General features: G+C 74.2%; 18 protein-coding genes. 2 read left to right on the top strand and 16 right to left on the bottom strand.

Annotated features, from left to right (window positions below; all coding sequences use genetic code 11):
- The first annotated feature begins 66 nt into the window (after positions 1-66).
- Entirely contained in the window at positions 67-774 is a 708-nt protein-coding gene (locus BJ971_RS09090; protein ID WP_184991560.1) for a Clp protease N-terminal domain-containing protein, read from the top strand.
- Positions 775-792: 18 nt separating this feature from the next.
- Here the strand turns inward: BJ971_RS09090 and BJ971_RS09085 are convergent, their stop codons facing one another.
- Entirely contained in the window at positions 793-1,851 is a 1,059-nt protein-coding gene (locus BJ971_RS09085) for a helix-turn-helix transcriptional regulator (protein ID WP_184991558.1), read from the bottom strand.
- A gap of 64 nt (positions 1,852-1,915) precedes the next feature.
- Between BJ971_RS09085 and BJ971_RS09080 the strand changes: the two genes are divergently transcribed.
- Positions 1,916-2,617: an alpha/beta fold hydrolase gene (locus BJ971_RS09080; RefSeq protein ID WP_184991556.1), complete on the top strand. Its 702-nt coding sequence runs from the start codon at positions 1,916-1,918 to the stop codon at positions 2,615-2,617.
- Here the strand turns inward: BJ971_RS09080 and BJ971_RS09075 are convergent.
- The 15 genes from BJ971_RS09075 to BJ971_RS09005 form a co-directional block, all read right to left on the bottom strand.
- Positions 2,588-3,097: a shikimate kinase gene (locus BJ971_RS09075; protein ID WP_184991555.1), complete on the bottom strand. Its 510-nt coding sequence runs from the start codon at positions 3,095-3,097 to the stop codon at positions 2,588-2,590. The genes BJ971_RS09080 and BJ971_RS09075 overlap by 30 nt on opposite strands.
- Positions 3,097-4,275, bottom strand: coding sequence for a chorismate synthase (aroC, locus tag BJ971_RS09070; RefSeq protein WP_184991553.1), 1,179 nt, complete (start codon positions 4,273-4,275; stop codon positions 3,097-3,099). Before aroC ends, BJ971_RS09075 begins: the two co-directional genes overlap by 1 nt.
- 90 nt (positions 4,276-4,365) lie before the next feature.
- Positions 4,366-5,205 carry a shikimate dehydrogenase gene (locus BJ971_RS09065; RefSeq protein ID WP_377885418.1) on the bottom strand — a complete coding sequence of 280 codons (840 nt, stop codon included), beginning with the start codon at positions 5,203-5,205 and terminating at the stop codon, positions 4,366-4,368.
- Positions 5,202-6,389 (bottom strand): endolytic transglycosylase MltG, encoded by a 1,188-nt coding sequence (mltG, locus tag BJ971_RS09060; protein WP_184991551.1) that lies wholly within the window; start codon positions 6,387-6,389, stop codon positions 5,202-5,204. The genes BJ971_RS09065 and mltG overlap by 4 nt, the downstream gene beginning before the upstream one ends.
- The gene (gene ruvX, locus BJ971_RS09055; protein WP_184991549.1) at positions 6,386-6,847 is read right to left on the bottom strand and encodes a Holliday junction resolvase RuvX; all 462 of its coding nucleotides are present in this window, start codon (positions 6,845-6,847) and stop codon (positions 6,386-6,388) included. Before ruvX ends, mltG begins: the two co-directional genes overlap by 4 nt.
- Before the next feature lie 16 nt (positions 6,848-6,863).
- The gene (alaS, locus tag BJ971_RS09050) at positions 6,864-9,548 is read right to left on the bottom strand and encodes an alanine--tRNA ligase (RefSeq protein ID WP_184991547.1); all 2,685 of its coding nucleotides are present in this window, start codon (positions 9,546-9,548) and stop codon (positions 6,864-6,866) included.
- A complete protein-coding gene (locus tag BJ971_RS09045; protein ID WP_184991545.1) occupies positions 9,545-9,850 on the bottom strand; it encodes a hypothetical protein in 306 nt (101 codons plus the stop codon). Before BJ971_RS09045 ends, alaS begins: the two co-directional genes overlap by 4 nt.
- 29 nt (positions 9,851-9,879) lie before the next feature.
- Positions 9,880-10,344: a DUF948 domain-containing protein gene (locus BJ971_RS09040; RefSeq protein ID WP_184991543.1), complete on the bottom strand. Its 465-nt coding sequence runs from the start codon at positions 10,342-10,344 to the stop codon at positions 9,880-9,882.
- Positions 10,345-10,421: 77 nt separating this feature from the next.
- Entirely contained in the window at positions 10,422-14,720 is a 4,299-nt protein-coding gene (locus tag BJ971_RS42000; RefSeq protein WP_311772743.1) for a hypothetical protein, read from the bottom strand.
- Positions 14,717-16,387 carry a replication-associated recombination protein A gene (locus BJ971_RS09030; RefSeq protein WP_184991542.1) on the bottom strand — a complete coding sequence of 557 codons (1,671 nt, stop codon included), beginning with the start codon at positions 16,385-16,387 and terminating at the stop codon, positions 14,717-14,719. The genes BJ971_RS42000 and BJ971_RS09030 overlap by 4 nt, the downstream gene beginning before the upstream one ends.
- Positions 16,388-16,465: 78 nt before the next feature.
- On the bottom strand, positions 16,466-16,675 hold the full coding sequence (locus BJ971_RS09025; RefSeq protein ID WP_184991540.1) for a hypothetical protein: 210 nt from the start codon (positions 16,673-16,675) through the stop codon (positions 16,466-16,468).
- Positions 16,676-16,738: 63 nt separating this feature from the next.
- A complete protein-coding gene (locus tag BJ971_RS09020; protein WP_184991538.1) occupies positions 16,739-17,305 on the bottom strand; it encodes a helix-turn-helix domain-containing protein in 567 nt (188 codons plus the stop codon).
- A 54-nt stretch (positions 17,306-17,359) separates the two neighbouring features.
- Positions 17,360-18,040: a DUF1345 domain-containing protein gene (locus BJ971_RS09015; protein ID WP_239087337.1), complete on the bottom strand. Its 681-nt coding sequence runs from the start codon at positions 18,038-18,040 to the stop codon at positions 17,360-17,362.
- A gap of 31 nt (positions 18,041-18,071) precedes the next feature.
- A complete protein-coding gene (gene aspS, locus BJ971_RS09010) occupies positions 18,072-19,874 on the bottom strand; it encodes an aspartate--tRNA ligase (RefSeq protein WP_184991536.1) in 1,803 nt (600 codons plus the stop codon).
- 63 nt (positions 19,875-19,937) lie between these two features.
- Positions 19,938-20,573 carry a hypothetical protein gene (locus tag BJ971_RS09005; protein WP_184991534.1) on the bottom strand — a complete coding sequence of 212 codons (636 nt, stop codon included), beginning with the start codon at positions 20,571-20,573 and terminating at the stop codon, positions 19,938-19,940.
- Positions 20,574-20,672 lie beyond the last annotated feature (99 nt).

Raw genomic sequence — 20,672 nt, 5'->3', positions numbered from 1 at the left:
CCGATCCTAGTGAGCCGGAAATGGGGTTATAGACAGGTAACCCCTACAGGGGTTACAACTTCTGGCATGCCGAAAATCAACGTCTACCTGCCCGACAATCTCGCCGACGCGGTGCGCGACACCGGCGTACCCGTCTCCGCCGTCTGCCAGCGCGCCCTGGAGCAGGCCGTCCGCCGGATCACCGCCGTCCGGCAGACCGTCCTGGGCGAGCTCGACGGCACCGAGCTCGCCGGCCGGCTGCCGCTGTTCACCGCGCGGGCGGTCACCGTGTTCACCCTGGCGATCGACCGGGCCCGCGAAACCGGCGCGCCGAACGTCACCACCGGCCACCTGCTGCACGGCATGCTCGCCGAGGGCGGCAACCTGGCCCTCCAGATCCTCACCGCGATGGAGATCGACCCGGGCACGATCACGGTGCCGGACGCGGCCGAGCCCGGCGGGGGCGACGGCCTGCGGTTCAGCGCGCCGGCCGCGAACGCCGTCGAGCTGACCGTCGCCGAGGCGACCGGCCTCGGGCACAACTACGTGGGGTGCGAGCACCTGCTGCTCGGCCTGGCCGCCGAGCCCGACGGGCAGGCCGGACGGGCCCTGCGGGACCTCGGCGCGGACTCCCGCGCCACCCGCCGGGCGGTGTCCGTCGCCCTGGCCGGCTACGCGCACCTGCGCGCGAGCGCCGGCAACCCGGCCGCGACGCCGGGGCTGCTGAACGCGGTCCGCGCGGAGCTCGCCCCGCTGCTGCGGCGCGTCGAGCGACTCGAGGAGCGCCTTGGTTGAGTCCGCCGGGGACCAGGCTCAGCGCTCGGCGGACCGGACGAGCTGGGCGGCGTGCGCCACGAGCTCAGCGCGCAGCTCGTCCGGCCGGACGACGGTGAACGGCAGGCCCAGGCCGGCCAGCAGCTGCGCCATGCCCGGCAGGCTCTCCACCCGGCAGCTCAGCCGCACGCCCTCGGCCACCTCGGTGACGTCGGCGACGGTCGCGGGAATCCGGCGCCGCACCCGCGCGACGTCCGCCTCGATCAGCACCTCGACCTCCCACTTCCAGGGCAGCGCCGCCCACTGCCGGGTCACGTGCGCCACCGCGTCGAAGTTCGGCGGCGCCTCGAAGACCGCGCCGGTGGGCCGCACGGTGACCATCCGGTCGAGGCGGAACGAGCGGATCTCGTCGCTGCGATGGTCGTGCGCCACCAGGTACCAGCGGCCGCCGTGGAAGACCAGGCCGTAGGGGTCCACCACCCGGCGGGTCACCGGGAGCCGCCGCTGCTGGTCACCGCAGCCGTCGTCGCCCGGCTCGGTGGCGGTCACCGGCCGGCGGCCCGCCCGGTAGGCCAGGTCCAGGCGCCGTCCGGCCCGGGTCGCCGCACCGAGGGTGAGCAGCAGGTCCGCGCTGCTCGACCCGGCGGCGGCCGCGGGCTCGCCGGCGCCGGGCGCCGGCTGCGGCTCGCGCGGCGCCGGTCCGCGGATCGTCAGGCCGAGGCTGGCCCGCAGCGCCGCCAGCCGCTCGGCCAGCGCGGCCGGGAGCACCCGCGTGATCTTCGCCTCGGCCGCGGTGTTCGCCGCCGAGCCCTCGGCCAGCCCGATCCGGTCGGCGGCGATCAGCCCGAGCATCACCGCCACCGCCTCGTCGTCGGTGAGCATCAGCGGCGGCAGCTTGAAGCCCGGCAGCAACCGGTAGCCGCCGTACCGGCCGCGCTCGGAGGTCACCGGGATGCCCAGCTCGGCGAGGGTCCCCGCGTACCGGCGGACGGTGCGCTCGTCGACGCGCAGGCGCGCGGCGAGGTCTCCCCCGGTCATCCGGCGGTGTGCCTGGAGGAGCTCCAACATGGCGAGGACGCGCGAGGCGGGATGTGGCATGTTCCCGATTCTGCCCCTTCAAACCGGGCGGGAAGCGTCCGGTATTGGCTCTAGCGTGGTGGGCATGACGACATACGTACTGGTTCCTGGCATGTGGATCGGCGCCTGGGCGTGGCGCGACGTGACCGCGGCCCTGCGCGACGCCGGGCACGAGGTCTACCCGCTGACGCTGACCGGGGTCGCCGACCGCGCGCACCTGCTCGGCCCCGGCACCGACCTGGACCTGCACACCGAGGACATCGTCCGGCTGGTCCTGGCCGAGGACCTGCGCGACGTGGTGCTTGTCGGGCACAGCTACGGCGGCCTGCCGGTCAGCGCCGCGGCCCTGCGGCTCAAGGACCGGGTCGCCCGGGTGGTCTACGTGGACAGCGGGCCCCTGCCCGTCGGCGCGACCCAGGCCTCGATGACGCCGGGGCCCGCGCCCGAGGGCGACTCGGTGCCGCCGCGCGAGTGGGACACCGAGAAGGACCCGGCGCTGCTCGCCGGGCTCGACGAGGCCGCACTGACGCTGCTGCGGACCCGCGGCACGCCGCACCCGGCCGCGTCGGTGGTGCAGCCGCTCGGCGCCCGGGCCACCTCCGAGGACCTGCCGACCACGCTGGTGTCTTGCAGCCTCCCGATCGAGGCGGTCACGGAGATGATGGCCGCCGGCCACCCGTTCTTCGCGGGCCTCACCACGGCCGAGATCGTCCCGCTGCCCACCGGGCACTGGCCGATGCTGAGCGAGCCGGACGCGCTAGCCGGCGTTCTTGAGAAGTGCCACTAGCTCGGCCGCGATCTCGTCGGGCTCGCGGGCGTCGGTGGCGATCGTGTGCGTCGCCACCGACGCGTAGAGCGGGCGGCGCTCCTCCATCAGGTATTTCAGGGTCGCCCGCGGGTTGATGCTCAGCAGCGGGCGGCCAACACCGAGCCCGACCCGCTTGACCGCGTCGGACAGCTCGACCGAGAGGAACACGACGGTGTGCCCGCGCAGCGCCTCGCGGGTGCCCTCGTGCAGGATCGCGCCGCCGCCGAGCGCCAGCACGCCCTCGAAGGAGCCGAGGGTCTCGGCGATCACGGCGCGCTCGAGGGCGCGGAAGGCCGGCTCGCCGTCGTCGAAGAAGATCTCCGGGATCGGCTTGCCCGCCCGGACCTCGATCAGGTGGTCGGTGTCCGCGAACTCGACGCCGAGCAGCGCCGCGGCCGCCAGGCCGACCGTGGTCTTGCCCGCGCCGGGCGGCCCGACGACGACCGCGACGGGCGCCATCAGCGGATCAGCAGACTGTCGAGGTAGCCGGCCAGGTTGCGGCGCATCTCGGTGACCGAGTCGCCGCCGAACTTCTCCGTCGCCGCCTCGGCCAGCACCAGCGCGACCATGGACTCCGCGACCACCGCGCCGGCCGGCACCGCGCAGACGTCCGAGCGCTGGTTGATCGCGGTGGTGGCCTCGCCCGTGTTGACGTCGACGGTCTGCAGGGCGCGGTTCAGCGAGGAGATCGGCTTCAACGCGGCACGGACCCGCAGGTTCTCCCCGTTGGTGATGCCGCCCTCCAGGCCGCCGGCCCGGTCGGTGATCCGGCGCACGCCGTCCGCGGTCGGGATGATCTCGTCGTGGGCGACCGAGCCGCGCGAGCGGGCCTGGGTGAACCCGTCGCCGATCTCCACGCCCTTGACGGACTGGATCGACATCAGGGCGGTGGCCAGGCGGGCGTCCAGCTTGCGGTCCCACTGCACGTGCGAACCGAGGCCCGGCGGCACGGCCCAGGCGAGCACCTCGACGATGCCGCCGAGGGTGTCCGCGTCCTTCTTCGCCGCGTCGACCTCGGCCACCATCCGGGCGCTCGCCTCCGGGTCGAGGCAGCGCAGCGGGTCGGCGTCGATCCGGTCGGCGTCCTCGGGCCGGGGAACCAGGCCCGCCTTCGCCGCGACCGAGCCCAGCTCGATGACGTGCGAGACGATGTCGATGCCCAGCGCCTGCTGGACGATCGCCTTGGCGACCACGCCGACGGCGACGCGGGCCGCGGTCTCCCGGGCGCTGGCGCGCTCGAGGATCGGCCGGGCGTCGGTGTGGCCGTACTTCTGCATGCCGGCCAGGTCGGCGTGGCCCGGCCGGGGGCGGGTCAGCGGCGCGTTGCGGGCCTGCGCCGCGAGCTCGTCCGGGTCGACGGGGTCGGCGGACATGACCGTGCGCCACTTCGGCCACTCCGAGTTGCCGACGCGGATAGCGACCGGACTACCGAGCGTGACACCGTGGCGTACGCCGCCGATGATCTCGATCTCGTCCTGCTCGAACGCCATCCGCGCGCCCCGGCCGTAGCCGAGACGGCGGCGCGCGAGGTCGCGGCCGATGTCCGCACTCGTCACCCGCACACCGGCGGGCACCCCTTCGAGGAGCGCGACGAGCGCGGGGCCATGGGATTCACCTGCGGTCAGCCAACGCAACACGAGTCACAGTCTGGCACGGTCGCCGCGCCGGACGCCTTCAGGTGGCCGCCGTCCCGCCTTACGGACCTGTCGCCGGCCGCCGGAGCCGGCTCACCTGCTGCCGGCGGCCGCGGTCAGCGCCGCGCGCATGGCGCTCTCCGGCGCCGGCACCACACCGGTGAACTGCTCGAACTGGCCCAGCGCCTGCGCCAGCAGCAGGTCGAGCCCGGACACCACCCGCACGCCCTGGCGCTGCGCCGCGGCGGCGAGCGGGGTCGGCCAGGGGTCGTAGATCGCGTCGAACAGCACGGCGCCCGGCGAGAACCGCACGGCGGTCGCCAACTCGTCCGCCGCGCCCTTCGGCACCGTCGAGATCACCGCGTCGGCGTCGAAGGCGGACGCCGCCCGCGACCAGTCCCGGCCGACGATCGTCACGCCGAGGGCCGCCGCGGCCGGTGCCAGCTCGTCCCTCGCCTCGGGCCGGCGGGTCACCACCGTCACCTCGGTGGCGCCGAACCCGGCCGCCGCCGCGAGCGCCGCGCGGGCCGTGCCGCCGCCACCCAGGACGGTCACCGCCGGCCCGCGACGCAGGCCCGCGTCCTCGAGCACGCGGATCATCCCCGGCACGTCGGTGTTGTCGGCGTACCAGGTGCCGTCCGGCCGGCGTACCAGAGTGTTGGCCGCGCCGGTCGCGACCGCGACCGGCGACGCCGCCGCGGCGAGCGCGAGGCCCGCCTCCTTCAGCGGCATCGTCAGCGACAGGCCGGCCCACTCGGGGCCGAGCCCGGCCACCAGGTCGCCCAGCTCGGCCTCGGCGCACTCGAAGGACGTGTACGTCCAGCTCCGCAGCCCGGCGGCCGCGAAGCCGGCATTGTGGATCACCGGGGACAGCGAATGACCGATCGGCTTGCCGCAGACCGCGGCACGACAGGGCTGTAGCCGGTCCGTCAACAGAGCGGGATGCCGTTCTTGCAGGCCTTCTGGATGTTGGCCTCGTGCTCGGCGTTGGTGGTGGCGAACGCCGACCTGCCGGTCTTGTCCACCGCGACGAAGAACAGCCACGGTCCGGCGGCCGGCGCCTCGGCGCCCTTGAGCGCCGCCTCGCCCGGGCTGTTGATCGGGCCGAGCGGCAGGCCGACCCGCAGCTCCGTCGTGTACGGGTTCTTCGGGTCCTCCAGCTCGGCCTGGGTCATCTGGCCGGAGTGCTTGCCGCTCTTGTCCTGCAGGTCGAGCCAGTAGTTCGTGGTCACGTCGAACTGGAGCGGCATCTTTTCCTTGTATGCCCGGTTGTAGGCCACCCGGGAGACCTTCGGGTAGTCCGCCGCGATGCCCGCCTCCGCCTGGCTCAGCGACGCCACGATCAACGCCTCGTACGGCGAGACCGACAGGTTGTTCTGCACCTTGTCGACGAACTTGAGATCGCCGGTGACGGTCATGAACCGCTGCACCATGATGCTGAGGATCTCCGTCGCGGTGGACTTCGGCGGGAACTCGTAGGTGTCCGGGAACAGGAAGCCCTCGACGCTGGTGGTCGCCGCCTTCTTGCCGTCGCGGCGCTTGTACCAGAAGTCGGGCACGCCCAGCGCCGCCGGATCCTTCGCCGCCTCCTGGAAGTCCTTCAGCGGCAGGCCGGTGCCCTTCGCGAGGAGCTCGTAGGTCTGCCGGGCGGTCTTGCCCTCGGGGATCACCACGCCGGCGACCACCCGGGACTTCGGGTCGAGCAGCAGCGTGACGGCCTGCTCGGCCGCCATCTGCTTGCGCAGGTTGTAGGTGCCCGACTGGATGTTCTTGCCCTTGGGGTTCTGGTCCGCCGCCTCGGTGAACGCGGCCGTGCTCTTCACCACGTCGGCGTCGACAAGGGTGTTGCCGATGTCGGTGAGCGTGGCGTTCTTGGCGATCGTGACCTGCACCGGGTCGGTGCCCGGGCCGTCGTAGTCGGCCGCCGTGAAGAAGCCCTTGACCTTCTCGTAGCCGAGATATCCACCGACGCCGAGCACGCCAAGCAGCATGAACACCATCAGGAAGGCGACGGTGGACCGGCCACCCTTACCCTTCGAGCCACGCGAGCCCCGCCGGTGGCGTGGCTTGGTCTTGTCGACCTGCTCGTCGAACGCCAGGTCCAGCTCGTCGATCATCTCGTCTGCCTCCGCTGCGCGTCCAGCCAGCTCTGCAGGATCTCCACCGCGGCCGCCTGGTCGACGACCGCCCGCTGACGCTTCCCTCGGACGCCACGTTCGGCAAGCCTACGGGTCGCGACCACGGTCGACATCCTCTCGTCCGTCAGAACGACCGGAACATGCCCGACCGCACGTTCCAGTCGCCCAGCGTACGCACGAATGTCGATGGCGGCAGCCCCCTCGGCGCCATTGAGGCGCACGGGAAGGCCGACGACGATCTGCACCGCCTCGTGTTCCCCCACGAGGCGCACGAGCTCAGCTATGTCGCCGGGGACGGCGTCGGGCGCCGCACCCATGTCACGGGCAACTGTGACCAGGGGGGTGGCCAAGATCCCGTCAGGGTCACTGAGTGCGACCCCGACGCGGACCTTACCCACATCTACGCCCAGCCGCCTACCCCGCGGCAACGCGTTCATTGAGCCGGCCTCTCTCTCAGGCAGCCTCGCCGACCGCCTTCTCCACCGCCGCCAAAAGCTGATTTACCTGGTCAGCGGGCACGCCGCCGCCCTGCGCGAGGTCCGCGTTGCCGCCGCCCCGCCCGGAAAGGGCGCCCTTCACAAGATCGGCCGCCGACAGGCCGCGACTCCGCGCAGCTGCGTTGATCGCTACAATCAGTGACGCCTTACCGTTCGACCGGGCCGCGACCGCGACCACCGCCGGGCGGGCAGAATCGATCTTGCCTCGGATCTCCTGCGCCAGGGTACGCACGTCGTTGGCCGCCGCGCCCTCGGGCGCCTCGGCGCCGACGTACGCGACGCCGTGCAGATCGCGGGCCTGCTCGGCCAGCGCGCCCGCGCCGCCGAGCACGAGCTGCGCGCGCATCTTCTCGAGCTCCTTCTCCGCGTCGCGCAGCGCCGTCACGGTCTGCTCGACCCGGTCCGCGACCTGGTCGCCCGGCACCCGGAACAGCTCCGCGAGCCGCGCGACGAGCAGGTGCTCCTTGGCCAGGAAGCCGAACGCGTCGATGCCGACCAGCGCCTCGACCCGGCGTACGCCGGCGCCGATCGACGACTCGTTGAGGATCTTCACCAGGCCGAGCTGACCCGAGCGGGCCACGTGCGTGCCGCCGCAGAGTTCACGCGCGTAGTCGCCGACTTCAACCACGCGGACCTCATCGCCGTACTTCTCCCCGAACAGGGCCATCGCGCCGAGCCGGCGCGCCTCCTCCTGGGTGGTGATGAACGCATGTACCTCGAGGTCGCGCAGCAGCACCTCGTTGACCTGCTGCTCGACGTCGTGCAGCACCGAGGCCGAGACGGCACCCGGGGTGTTGAAGTCGAAGCGCAGCCGGCCCGGCGCGTTCAGCGAACCCGCCTGGGTCGCCGACTCGCCGAGGAACGCGCGCATGGTCTGGTGGATCAGGTGCGTCGCCGTGTGCGAGCGGGAGATCGCCTTGCGCCGGGTCACGTCGATCTCGGCGAAGCCCGTCTCACCCGCGCGCACCTCGCCGCGCAGGACCCGCGCCTTGTGCACGATCAGGCCCGGCAGCGGCTGCTGCACGTCGACGACCTCGACCTGGCCGCCGCCGACGTTGATCACGCCGGTGTCGGCCTGCTGGCCGCCGCCCTCCGCGTAGAACGGGGTCGTGTCGAGCACCAGCTCGACGTAGTCGCCCTCGCCCGCCGCCGCAACGCTCTTGCCGCCCGCGCCGAGCAGCGCGCGCACCCGCGACTCGCGGGTGACCTCCGCGTAGCCGGTGAACTCCACCGGGCCGCCGTCGTCGAGCATCGACCGGTACGCCGACAGGTCCGCGTGACCCGACTTGCGCGCGGCCGCGTCCGCCTTCGCGCGGGACCGCTGGTCGGCCATCAGCCGGCGGAAGCCCTCCCGGTCGACGTCGAGGCCCTGCTCGGCCGCGATCTCCAGGGTCAGGTCGATCGGGAAGCCGTACGTGTCGTGCAGCTGGAACGCCTGCGCGCCGCTCAGCTTCGCCCCGCCGGACCGCTTGGTCTCGGTGATCGCCGAGTCGAGGATCGTCGTGCCCGCGCGCAGCGTGGACAGGAACGCCTCCTCCTCCGCGTACGCGTACGTGGAGATCCGGACGAACTCCTCCGCCAGTTCCGGGTACGAGGGCGACATGCAGTCGCGGGCCACCGGCAGCAGCTCGGGGAACGTCGCGCCCTGCCAGCCGAGCAGGCGCATCGCCCGGATCGCGCGGCGCATGATGCGGCGCAGCACGTAGCCGCGGCCCTCGTTCGACGGGGTCACGCCGTCGCCGATGAGCATCAGCGTGGTGCGGACGTGGTCCGCGATCACCCGCAGCCGCACGTCGTCGGGGTGCGACGTGCCGGCCTCGTGGCCCGAGTGCGCGCCGTACACCTTGCCGGACAGCTCCGCCGCCCGCGCCAGGATCGGCTTGACCTCGTCGATCTCGTAGAGGTTGTCGACGCCCTGGAGGATCGACGCGACCCGCTCCAGGCCCATGCCGGTGTCGATGTTCTTCTTGGGCAGATCACTGACGATCGTGAAGGTGTCCTTGCTCTTCACGTCGGTGATCTCGTACTGCATGAAGACGAGGTTCCAGTACTCCATGTACCGGTCCTCGTCGACCTCCGGGCCGCCCTCCTTGCCGTACTCGGGGCCGCGGTCGTAGAACAGCTCGGAACAGGTGCCGCCGGGCCCGGGAATGCCCATGTGCCACCAGTTGTCCTTCTTGCCCCGGCGCACGATCCGCTCGGCGGGCACGCCGGTGGCGCGCCACATCTCGAAGGCCTCGTCGTCGTCGAGGTAGACGGTCGCCCAGACCCGGCTCGGGTCCAGCCCGAAGCCGCCCTTGTCGACCGTGTTGGTCGACAGCTCCCAGGCGAGGCGGATCGCCTCCGCCTTGAAGTAGTCGCCGAACGAGAAGTTGCCGTTCATCTGGAAGAACGTGCCGTGCCGCGAGGTCTTGCCCACCTCGTCGATGTCCGGCGTCCGGATGCACTTCTGCACGCTCGCCGCCCGCTCGTACGGCGGGGTGCGCTGGCCGAGGAAGAACGGCACGAACTGCACCATGCCGGCGTTGATGAACAGCAGGTTCGGGTCCTCGATAGCCGGCAGCGGGGCACTCGGCACGACCGTGTGCCCGTTGGCCTCGAAATGCGCAAGAAAGCGCCGCTTGATCTCCGCCGTCTTCATCGCTGACCCTCCTGGGCTTGCCGCCCGGGTGTGCCGTCCTGCGCGTCCTCGCGCAGCTCGGCGAATTTGTCCTGGTAGAGCTCGCCCGCGGCGAAGGCCTCGTGGATCTCCTCCTCGCGCTCGGCCATACCCTCGCGGACGTCCTCCACGAAGTTACGCAGCGACTCGACGAGACCGCCAGCGGATTCCGAAAGCGAGGTGGCGATGCCGGTCGGAGTGAACTCGTTGGCCTTGCGGGTGACCTTGCGCACGATGATGGCGCCGACGGCCAGGCCGACACCCAGCCAGAGCAGCCGCTTCATGGCGGTCTTCCTTCCCGGTTCGAAAATGATCAGCGAGCTGCGCGGGCGGCCTTGCGGCGCTGCTTGAGGGTGGCGCGGACCTCGCGCTCCTCCTCGGCGTGCCGGCGGGCGGCGGTCGCCTTGCGCAGGCCGTACCCGAACGAGGCCACCTTGATCAACGGATTGGCGGCCGCGGCGGACACCACCGTGGCCAGGTTCGCCACGCTCGCGGTGACGTTCTGCGCGTGCTCCGTCATCGTGTCCACCTTGGCGAGCTGCACGTTCACGCCGTCCAAAGTGACCTGAACCTGGCCGAGCGCGGTGTTGACGTTCTCCACCGTCTCGTTGACGTTGCCGAGCACCGGGCCGGTCCGGTCGTTCAGGTCGTTGATCGCCTGAGTGGCGGCGTCGACCGTGTGCCGCAGCTTGAGGATCGGCACGGCCAGCACCAGGACGAGCATCAGAAACGCGCCCGCCGCGATCAGGCCTGCGATTTCTCCGGCGGTTACGTCCATCTACACGTCTCCTCTACTGACGATGCCCTCACAGCGTGACAACGTGCAGACCCTACCGTCCGTGACCGGCAAGCGCGTCACGAAGCCTTCGGTGTCGGCTCGAGCAGGGGATCGTTCGTCAGCACGGGGTCGGGCGTCTCGCCGACGAGGGACGGATCGACGGCCGGTTCGGGCTTGCCACGCTGGTCGGTGATCGCATTCTGCACCTTGATGCTGACGGTCGATCCCGTGCACTTCGACGGGTCGGCGGTGGCCACCACCCCGTCGGGCCCGGTGGACGGCAGGGTGGCCGGATCCTGCGCGGCGACGGCGTCGACGGCGCACTCGGGCAGCCGGACCCACAGGTCCAGAGTGAACTCGTCCCGGGTCCAGCAGGTGTACTTGCCGGAGGTGGTGGGCTGCTCCGCGCACTCGCCGCCGCGCGCCTTCCAGCCGGCCGAGGCCAGGGCCGTCGAGTAGACCTTGTCGGTCTCCTCGAACGGCCGGTCGGACTGCGCGGTGCGCTCCCGGAACCGGCAGTCGAGGAAGCACCACCGGCTGCCGCTGCTGCGGTCCTCGACGTCCTTGTCGGCCCAGCCGGGCACGCTCAGGGCGTCGAGGGAGTTGAAGACCGGATCCCGGGTCGTCGAGCGGATGCCGAAGACCAGCGGGAGCAGCCCGAGCACGACGACGCTCAGCGTGACCAGGGTCAGTACCCGCAGGCGGCGCTTCTCGCGCAGCTGCGCGCGCAGCTCGGACCCGGCGCCCCGCAGGCCGCCCGGCGAGTCCTCGTCCTCGATGACCGCCACGGCGGGCCGCGGCGCGGTCGCGCGCCCGGCACCGGAGGGTTCACCGACCGGGGGTACGGCCACCGCGGCGGCCGCCTTCGCCCGCACCGGCGGCGGCGGCGGGACCTGCCCGGTGCCCCGCACGGCGAGCTCACCGGCGGCACCGGGGCCGCGGCCGGGCGGCACGTCGGCCGTGCCACGACCCGGCAGAAGATCAGCACCACCACGACCACGCGGGACATCGGGGCCACCACGAGCGGGCGACACCGGCCTCACCGCGACACCCGGCGGCACATCCGCCGTGCCACGACCCGGCAGAAGATCAGCACCACCACGACCACGCGGAACGTCGGGGCCACCACGACCGGGCGACACCGGCCTGACGGCGACTCCGGGCGGCGGGGCCTGGCCGGCGCCGGGTCCGGGCGGCACCGCGCCGGTGCCGCGCACCGGGGGCACAGCGCCGGCGCCGCGGGCGGGCCGGCCGGTGTCGCCGAGGCTGGTGGGGCGGCGCGCACCGGTGCCGCCGAAGTCGTCGCCGTCCGGCTGGCCGGGGCGCGGCGGGCCGTCCGGCCGTCCGGCGGCCGGGCCGCCGGGCTGACCGGGAACGCCGCCGGGCTGACCGGGAAGGCCGCCGGGCTGACCGGGAAGGCCGCCGGGCTGACCGGGAAGGCCGCCGGGCTGACCGGGAAGGCCGCCGGGCTGACCGGGAAGGCCGCTCGGCCGGCCCGGGCCGGAGAGGCCGCCAGGCTTGCCGGGACCGCCGAAGGTCCCGGGCTGACCGGGACGGGCCGCGCCCGGCTGGTCGGCGGGTGCCTTCGGATTACGGCCGGGTGCGTTCGGGGGCTGGCCTGGACCGGCACGTCCGGGTGCGTTCGGCGGCTGGCCTGGACCGGCACCGCCGGGCGCCGGGCGGACCAGGCCGGCGCTGTGCTGGCCGGCCTCGACCGGGCCCGTGCCCTGCTGGCCGGGGCCGGCGAAGGCGGCCGGCTGGCCGGGGCCCGTCGTGCCGCGGGGCTGCTGTCCGGGCGCGGCACGCCCGGCCGTCTGCCGGCCCGGGGCCGCACGGCCTCCGGACTGCTGACCCGGACCCGGCTGGGCACCCGCCCGGCCCGGCGGCTGCTGCCGCTGCCCGGGCTGGCCGGCGCCAGGCTGCTGTCCGGCACCGGGCAGGCCGACTCCGGGCTGACCGACCCCAGGCTGACCGACCCCAGGCTGGCCGACCCCAGGCTGGCCGACCCCAGGCTGGCCGACCCCAGGCTGGCCGACACCGGGCTGACCGACACCGGGCTGGCCCGCGCCGGGACGACCCGCTCCGGGACGACCCGCGCCCGCGCCGGGACGACCGGCTCCGGGCTGGCCCATGCCGGGACGACCGGCGCCGGGCTGACCCTGGCCACCCGGCTGAACTGCGCTGTGCTGGCCTGGAGCGGGCTGGCCGGCGCTGTGCTGACCCGTGCCGCGCTGACCCGTGTCGTGCTGGCCCGGGCCGGGCTGGCCGGCGCTGTGCTGGCCCGCGCCAGGCTGGCCCGCGCCGGGCTGACCCACGCCGGGCTGACCCACGCCGGGCTGGCCGCCGGCGGGCGGGTTCGCGCCGGGTCGGCCCGGCCGGCCCTGCTGCGGACCGGTGCGGGGCGCGCGGCCGGCGCCGCGGGCCGCGGCCGCCCGGTCGGCGGCCTCGCCGGCACGGGCGATCTGGCCGGTCGTGCCGATGACGCCGGAGGCGCTGCCCGCCATGGCACCCGCTCGGCCGGGCACGGCGGGCGTTCGCACGCCCTCGCGCCCCGGCACGACGGGCGGCATCACGGAGGCGGACGCGCGGGCGGGCTGGCCGCCGGTGCCCGGCGGCGGCACGGCACCGCGCCCGGCCCGGCCGGGCTGGTCGGGTGCGCCACGGCCGCGCGGGCCCTGTGCGCCGCGGCGTCCCACGGCGCCGGTGCCGGGATCGTCGTCGGGGTCGGGTGCGCCGTGCTGGCCGCCGGGGCGGGCTCCCGGCCGGCCCGCTGGCGGCATCGCGCCGGAGTGGTGGCCGAAGGCCTCGCCGGACTGCGGTCCGGCATCCGGGCGGCCGTGGCGGCCGGCCGGCTCCGCCGGGTGCTCGGGGCGGGCGTGCGCGGAGGCGGCGTTGCGCGAGCCGAACGACTCGTTGGGCACCGCCGAGACCGGGCGGCTGGAGCCGCCGGCCGGGCGCACGGTGGCCCGGCTGCCGGTCGCGAAGCCGCCGATCTCGTCGCGCGCGGCGTGGCCGCCGGTCTGCTCGGGCGCGGCATGGCCGCCACGAACCGAGCCGGTCTGCTCGGGTGCGGCGTGACCGCCACGAACCGGGCCGGTCTGCTCGGGTGCGGCGTGACCGCCACGAACCGGGCCGGACTGCTCCGGGGCGGCGTGACCGCCACGAACCGGGCCCATGCCGGCCTGGCCCGGCGGGACCTGGGCGGGGCCGTCGGGGCGGGCCCGCCGGCCCGTACCGGCACCCGTGCGGCCGCCGGACACCGGCGCGGCGCTGGGGCGCCCGGGCGGCGCGAAACCGGACGGGTCGCCGGCGGGGCGGCCGGCGCCGAAGCCGGGCTGGTCGCCGCCGGGGCGGCCGGGCGGGTAACCGCCCTGGTCGGCGCGGCCGCGGCCGGGCGCCGGCGAGACCGGCCCGGGCGCGCCGGGCTGGTCGGGACGGGCGTGACCGGCCGGGCGGCCGGGTTCCTGATGCCGGGCGGCCCGGCTAGCGGGCGAGACCGGGCGGCCCGGGAGCGGGCCCGCCCCGGCGGGTGGCGGCATCGCGCCGCGGCGTCCGCCGGAGACCGGGGCGGCCGGGCCGGGGCGGCCGGGCGAGACCGGACGCGCCGCCGGGACCTCGGGCGCGTTGCCGGAGGCGGGCACGCCCGGTGCGGGACCGACGGTGTTGAAGGATCCGGTCGGCAGGCGGCCGCCGGCCTGTCCCGGCTCGATCTGCCGGCGACCGTGGCCGGGTGCCGGCGGGTCGTTCGGGTCGGGCACGGGCGGGGCGGCGCGCCGGCCCGGCGGCCGGATGCCCGGCTCGCTCCGGTCGATCGGTGCGTGCCGGCCGGCGGGCTCGGCCGGTGCCGCACCACGGCGGGGCGGCGCCTGGCCGGGCATGGACTGGCCGGGCATGGGCTGGCCGGGCATGGACTGGCCGGGCATGGACTGGCCGGGCATGGACTGGCCGGGCACGGGCTGACCGGGCACGGGCCGGCCCGGCACGCTCTGGCCGGGTGGCGACTGCCAGGCGCCGGTCGCGTGCTCACCGGAACCGGGCGCGCGGCCCGGCGGGCGGGCGCCGCTGACGGGCGCCGAGGAGGGCGGTCCCGCCGGGGACCGGGGGGCGACCGGGAACGGCGAGTCGTCGACCGGGTCGTCCGGGCCCGGTGCGCTGCGGCCGCTCTTGCTGGTGCGGGCGCCGGAGGCGCCGGGGCCGATCGCCGAGCGCTCCTCCTTGGCGGTGCGCAGGTCGTCGAGCCAGCCGGTCTCCTCGCGGGGCACCTCGACGGGCTCGACGGCCTCCGGCCGGCCGCGACCGAAGAGGCGGCGGCTCTTGCCGGCCTGTTCGCGCTGGTCGGCGTCGTCGTCGGGCCTGTCGGCACCGCGCCTGCTCACGGCTGGTCCTCTCCAGCGGCTACGCCGCTGTCGTTCGCCTCGGGCCCGCCGGCAGACGGACCGTTCGCCTTGCTCTCGCCCGAAGGCGAGCCACTCGCGCCCGGGGAAGATCCGGCCCCGCCCGAAGGCGAGCCAATCCCGCCCGGAGACGAGCCGGCCCCGCCCGAGGGCGAGCCACTCCTGCCCGGGGAAGAGCCAGCCCCGCCCGAAGGCGAGCCAATCCCGCCCGGAGACGAACCGGCCCCGCCCGAAGGCGAGCCGCTCCCGCCCAGGGGTGGCGGCCCCTGGTAGGACGGGCCCCGGACGATTCTGCGCAGGCGGGGCAACCGCTCGCCGACCGCGCGTTCCGCCCCGTGGTCAGTCGGGTCGTAGTAGTCCACGCCGATCAGATCATCCGGCACATACTGCTGCCTAACAACACCCTTGGGGTCGTCGTGTGGATAGCGGTAGCCGGTGCCGTGACCGAGGCCACGCGAGCCAGCGTAGTGCGAGTCGCGCAGCGCAGCCGGCACGGCACCGCCGCGTCCGGCGCGGACGTCGGCCATCGCAGCGCCGAGGGCGGTCGTCACGCTGTTGGACTTCGGGGCCGTCGCCAGGTGCACCACCGCCTGCGCGAGGTTGAGCTGCGCCTCCGGCAGGCCCACCGACTGGACCGCCTGCGCGGCCGCCGTGGCGACAAGCAGCGCCTGCGGATCGGCCATGCCGACGTCCTCGCTCGCGAAGATCACGATGCGCCGGGCGATGAACCGCGGGTCCTCGCCGGCCACCAGCATCCGGGCCAGCCAGTGCAGCGCCGCGTCCGGGTCGGAGCCGCGCATGCTCTTGATGAACGCGCTTGTCACGTCGTAGTGGGCGTCGCCGTCACGGTCGTACCGGATGGCGGCGACGTCGACCGCCTTCTCCGCGGTGGCCAGGTCGATCTCGGCGGCCTGCTGCGCCTGCGCGGACCCGGCCGCCGCCTCGAGCGCGGTCAGCGCCTTGCGGACGTCGCCGCCTGCCAGGCGTACCAGATGGTCCTCGGCGTCGGCGGCGAGCGTGACCGCGCCGCCCAGGCCGCGCGGGTCGGTGACCGCGCGGCGGATCAGCTGCCGCACGTCGTCCTCGCCGAGCGCCTGGAGCGTGAGCAGCACGCAGCGGGACAGCAGCGGCGAGATGACGGAGAAGTAGGGGTTCTCGGTGGTCGCGGCCAGCAGCGTCACGGTGCGGTCCTCGACGGCCGAGAGCAGCGAGTCCTGCTGGGTCTTGCTGAAGCGGTGCACCTCGTCGATGAACAGCACGGTCGGCGGGCCGCCGGCGCGGCGCTGGCGGCGGGCGGTGTCGATGACCGCGCGGACGTCCTTGACCCCGGCGGTCAGCGCCGACATCGCGACGAACCTCCGGTCGGTGGCGCCGGCGACGAGGTGGGCGATCGTGGTCTTGCCGGTGCCGGGCGGACCCCACAGGATCACCGACATCGGCGTGGTGCCGGTGACCAGCTGGCGCAGCGGGGCGCCGGGCGCGAGCAGGTGCTGCTGGCCGACGAGCTCGTCCAGGCCGGCCGGGCGCATCCGGACGGGCAGCGGCGAGTCGGCCGACCAGGCGGTGAAGCCGGCGGACTCCGCACCCGCCGGTGGCGCGGTGCGGACGCCGCCCGGCTCGTTCAGCGGGAACAGTCCGTCGAATTCCATGTCGGCACCGACAGTACCGGCCCGCCCTCGCGTGCCGGAAATGCACGCGAAGGCGGGCCGGGTGCCGAAATCGGGTGATCAGCCGCGCCCGGGGCGGCGGCCGTAGAAGCGGCGGCCCGTGCCGGTGCCGGAGCGCGGCCCGGCGCCGACGCCGGCCAGGTAGAGGGAGAGCAGCAGCAGCCCGAGCGACGCGAACGTCGGGAAGTTGAACAGGTCCGTGTTCTTGACGTCGAGCAGGTCGAGCAGCAGGTAGATGCCGAAGACGACGGCGGCGGCGATGGCGAGCATGGGTTCCTCCGGGGGGACGAGAGCACTTGTGGTGCTGATACCCCGGTGGTGGTCGCGCGCAAACTACTCCACCCTCGGCACCGTATAGACGTAGAGCAGGACCTGGCGGGCGTCCGGGGCCGGGTCGGTGCCGCCGAGCGCGCGGTACCGCTCGATGACCGTGTCGAGCTCGGCCGTCAGGGCGGTGAGCTGCTCGGTGCCGAGGTTGAGCAGGTAGTCGGAGAAGCCGGCCGCGGTGCGCCACCGCGGCGACTCGTCGGCGCGGACGCCCTGCCAGCGCTCGACGCGGTCGACGAGGTGCCGCAGGTGGAAGCCGTCCAGCCAGTCGGAGGCGGCGAGCGCGTCCGGGTCGCCGGCGAACGAGTCGCGCTGCCAGCTGCTGATGTCGTGCGCCGACCGCCACCACCGCTCGCGGCCCCGCCCCGCGCCCGGCTCCTCGATGACGAGCCCGGCCTCGGCGAGCCGGCGCAGGTGGTAGCTGGTCGCGCCGGTGTTGGTGTCGAGGTCCGCGGCCAGCTTCGTGGCGGTGGCCGCGCCGTCGAGCCGCAGCTGACTGAGCAGGCGGGCGCGCAGCGGGTGGGCGAGCACCTGGATCTGCTTGTTGTCGAGGCGGACCTGCGTGGGCTCCATGGACACATGGTACTTGTGCACACATTTTGTGCAAGGATCTTGTGCAACGGGCGTTCAGCCCAGGGCGTTGACCGCCTTCGCGATCACCAGGGCGGCCGTGACCAGCGAGATCGTCGCCTCCAGCATCATCGTCAGCTTCGCCCAGCGCGACAGCGGCATCGTGTCGGTCGGGCTGAACGCGGTCGCGTTGGTGAACGCCAGGTACAGATAGTCGGCGAACTGCGGCCGCCAGTGCGGCGGCACCATGGCGGGCGAGGTCATCTGCGGGAAGAGGAAGTCCGGGTAGGGGTCGGTGCCGGCCGCCCGCGCCGGCGCCCCGCCCCGGTCCAGCTCCCAGTACCAGACCGCGAACGTCAGCACGTTGATCAGCCAGATCGCGGCGCCGCTGCCCAGCAACCGGGCCGCGCTGCCGGCGCCCTGCCCGGTGGTGAGCTCCTCGACCAGCCGTAACACCGACCAGGCGGTGCCGAGGCTGGCGACCCCGATCAGCAGGAGGCTGAGCCGGCGCAGCGCCGGCGTGCGGCGCTCCAGCCGGCGCGGGTTCGCCGCCACCAGCAGCACGATGACGACGATCTCGATCGCGGGCAGCGCCCACCACGCGCCGAGGTTGTAGCGGTCCGGCAGAGCGACCTGCAACCCGATCATCGCGACGATCGCCGCGGTGTACGGCCAGTGGCGCTCGCCCTGGCTCAGCTTGCGCCAGGACGGCCGCCCCAGGTCTTCCTCCGTGCCCACCGGGACATCATCACCCTTGCGGGCCACCGGCTCAGTTCGAGTGCTTCACCGGTACGGCGGCGCCGTCGGTGCCCGGGGTCGCGGTGGTGGGCTTCGGCTTGGCGTCGATGCCGGCCTCCAGCCGCTGCTGCGCGGTGACCGGGGTCGGCGCGCCGGTCAGCGGGTCGAAGCCGCCGCGGGTCTTCGGGAACGCGATGACCTCGCGGATCGACTCGTTGCCGGACAGCAGCATGCAGGTGCGGTCCCAGCCGAGCGCGATGCCGGCGTGCGGCGGCGGGCCGTACTTGAACGCCTCGAGCAGGAAGCCGAACTTGTCCTGTGCCTCCTCGGCGGAGATGCCGAGCAGGTCGAAGACCCGGCTCTGCACGTCGCCGCGGTGGATACGGACGCTGCCGCCGCCGATCTCGTTGCCGTTGACGACGATGTCGTACGCGTAGGCCAGCGCCCGGTCCGGCGCCTCCTCGAAGTTGTCCATCCACTCCGCGTTCGGCGACGTGAAGGGGTGGTGCACGGCCGTCCAGCCGCCCTCGTCGGTCTTCTCGAACATGGGCGCGTCGACGACCCAGCAGAACGCCCAGGTCGACTCGTCGATCAGGCCGGAGCGCTTGGCGATCTCGATGCGGGCCGCGCCGAGCAGCTCCTGCGCCTCGCGCCGCTCGGTGGCCGCCGCGAAGAAGATGGCGTCGCCGGGCTTGGCGCCGACCGCGTCGCCGAGGCCGGCCAGGTGCTCGGCGGACAGGTTCTTGGCCACCGGGCCGCGCGCCTCGCCGGTCTCGGCGTCGAGCACCACGTAGGCCAGGCCGCGCGCGCCGCGGGCCTTGGCCCAGTCCTGCCAGCCGTCGAGCTCCTTGCGGGTCTGCGTCGCGCCGCCGGGCATGACCACCGCGCCGACGTAGCCACCGGCGTCGATCGCGCCGGCGAAGACCCGGAACGACGTGCCGCTCAGGTACGCGGTCAGCTCGGTCAGCTCGACGCCGTACCGCAGGTCGGGCTTGTCGGAGCCGTACCGGTTCATCGCGTCGGTCCAGGTGATCCGCGGGATCGGCGTCTGCACCTGGTAGTCGGCGAGCTCGCCCCACAGCTTGACGACGAGCTCCTCGCCGAGCTCGATGATGTCGTCCTGGGTGACGAAGGACATCTCGATGTCGAGCTGGGTGAACTCCGGCTGCCGGTCGGCGCGGAAGTCCTCGTCGCGGTAGCAACGGGCGATCTGGTAGTAGCGCTCCATGCCGGCGACCATGAGCAGCTGCTTGAACAGCTGCGGCGACTGCGGCAGGGCGTACCAGGAGCCGGGCTGGAGGCGGACGGGCACCAGGAAGTCGCGGGCGCCCTCGGGCGTCGACCGGGTCAGGGTCGGCGTCTCGATCTCGTTGAAGTCGCGGGCGTGCAGCACCTCGCGGGCGATCTGGTTGGCCCGGCTGCGCAGCTTCAGGGCGCCGGACGGGCCGCTGCGGCGCAGGTCCAGGTAGCGGTACTTCAGGCGCAGGTCGTCGGAGGCGGTGATGGCGTCGTCGACGGGCAGCGGCAGCGGCGCGGCCTCGGAGAGCACCTCCAGCTCGGCGGCGGTGACCTCGACGGCGCCGGTCGGCAGCTCGGGGTTCTCGTTGCCGTCCGGGCGCTGGGTGACCTCGCCGGTGACCCGCACGCAGAACTCGTTGCGCAGCGCGTGCGCGTCCTCCTCGCGGAAGACCACCTGGACGACGCCGGAGGCGTCGCGCAGGTCGACGAAGATGACGCCTCCGTGGTCGCGCCGGCGGGCGACCCACCCGGCGAGCGTCACCGTCTGACCGGCGTGGCTCGCGCGCAGGCTACCGGCGTCATGGGTACGGATCACGGAAACGTCTCCTCACAGAATTTCACAGGGCGCACCCGACATTGTGTCAGCTACGCCCCGCGCTCACCGCACGGCCCATGAGGTTGCCCGCAGGCTCGCCGTGCCGTCGGTGCCCACGTCGGTGACCTCCGCCCGCACCATCCGCGCGCCGGTGCGGACGCACAGCACCAGGCCCTTCTTCGCGGGGACGGTGGTGGCACCGAGCGCGCTCGCGGCGGCGCAGCCGTCCTTGCCGGTGTCGGCGCTCTTCGGCCGCCCGCCCGCCGCCGCGCCCGGACCCAGCGCCAGCCGCGGCCCCGCGCCCTTCTCGCACCAGCTCTGATAGCGCAGGTCGCCGGCCGCCGCCGGCACGTCCACCCGCGGCTCGTCCAGGTCGACGAAGGTGGTCGTGCCGCACCCGGCCTGGATGCGCAGCCGCTCGTCGGCGTACGTGGTGAGCGGCGCGGCGGCCGGGGCCGGTGCGCGGTGGAAGGCCTCCTCGGCCCGGCCCAGCGCCCGCCAGGCGATCAGCACCGACCCGGCGGAGGCGAGCAGGGCGAGCATCGCCAGGAGCACGGCGAAGACGACGCCGCGACGCGGCGGCGGCTCGGCCGGGCCGTCGGAGTCGGCCGAGGCGAGGCGTTCGGTCGGGCCGTCTTCGTACGGGTCGGCCGGGGCCGGCCAGGCGGTGGTGGAGTTGGCGGCACGGAATACGGACATGGCACGGCTCCGCTCACATGGCGACGAGGGGTGCGCTCACACCATCGGGCGCAGAACACCGCAGAGCGGCATGGAAGCACTCTAAGATCGCGAACCGGC

The organism is Amorphoplanes digitatis, assembly GCF_014205335.1.
Taxonomy (GTDB): domain Bacteria; phylum Actinomycetota; class Actinomycetes; order Mycobacteriales; family Micromonosporaceae; genus Actinoplanes; species Actinoplanes digitatus.
The sequence above is the reverse complement of the archived record's forward strand: the minus strand, read 5'-3'. Positions and strand labels throughout refer to the sequence as shown.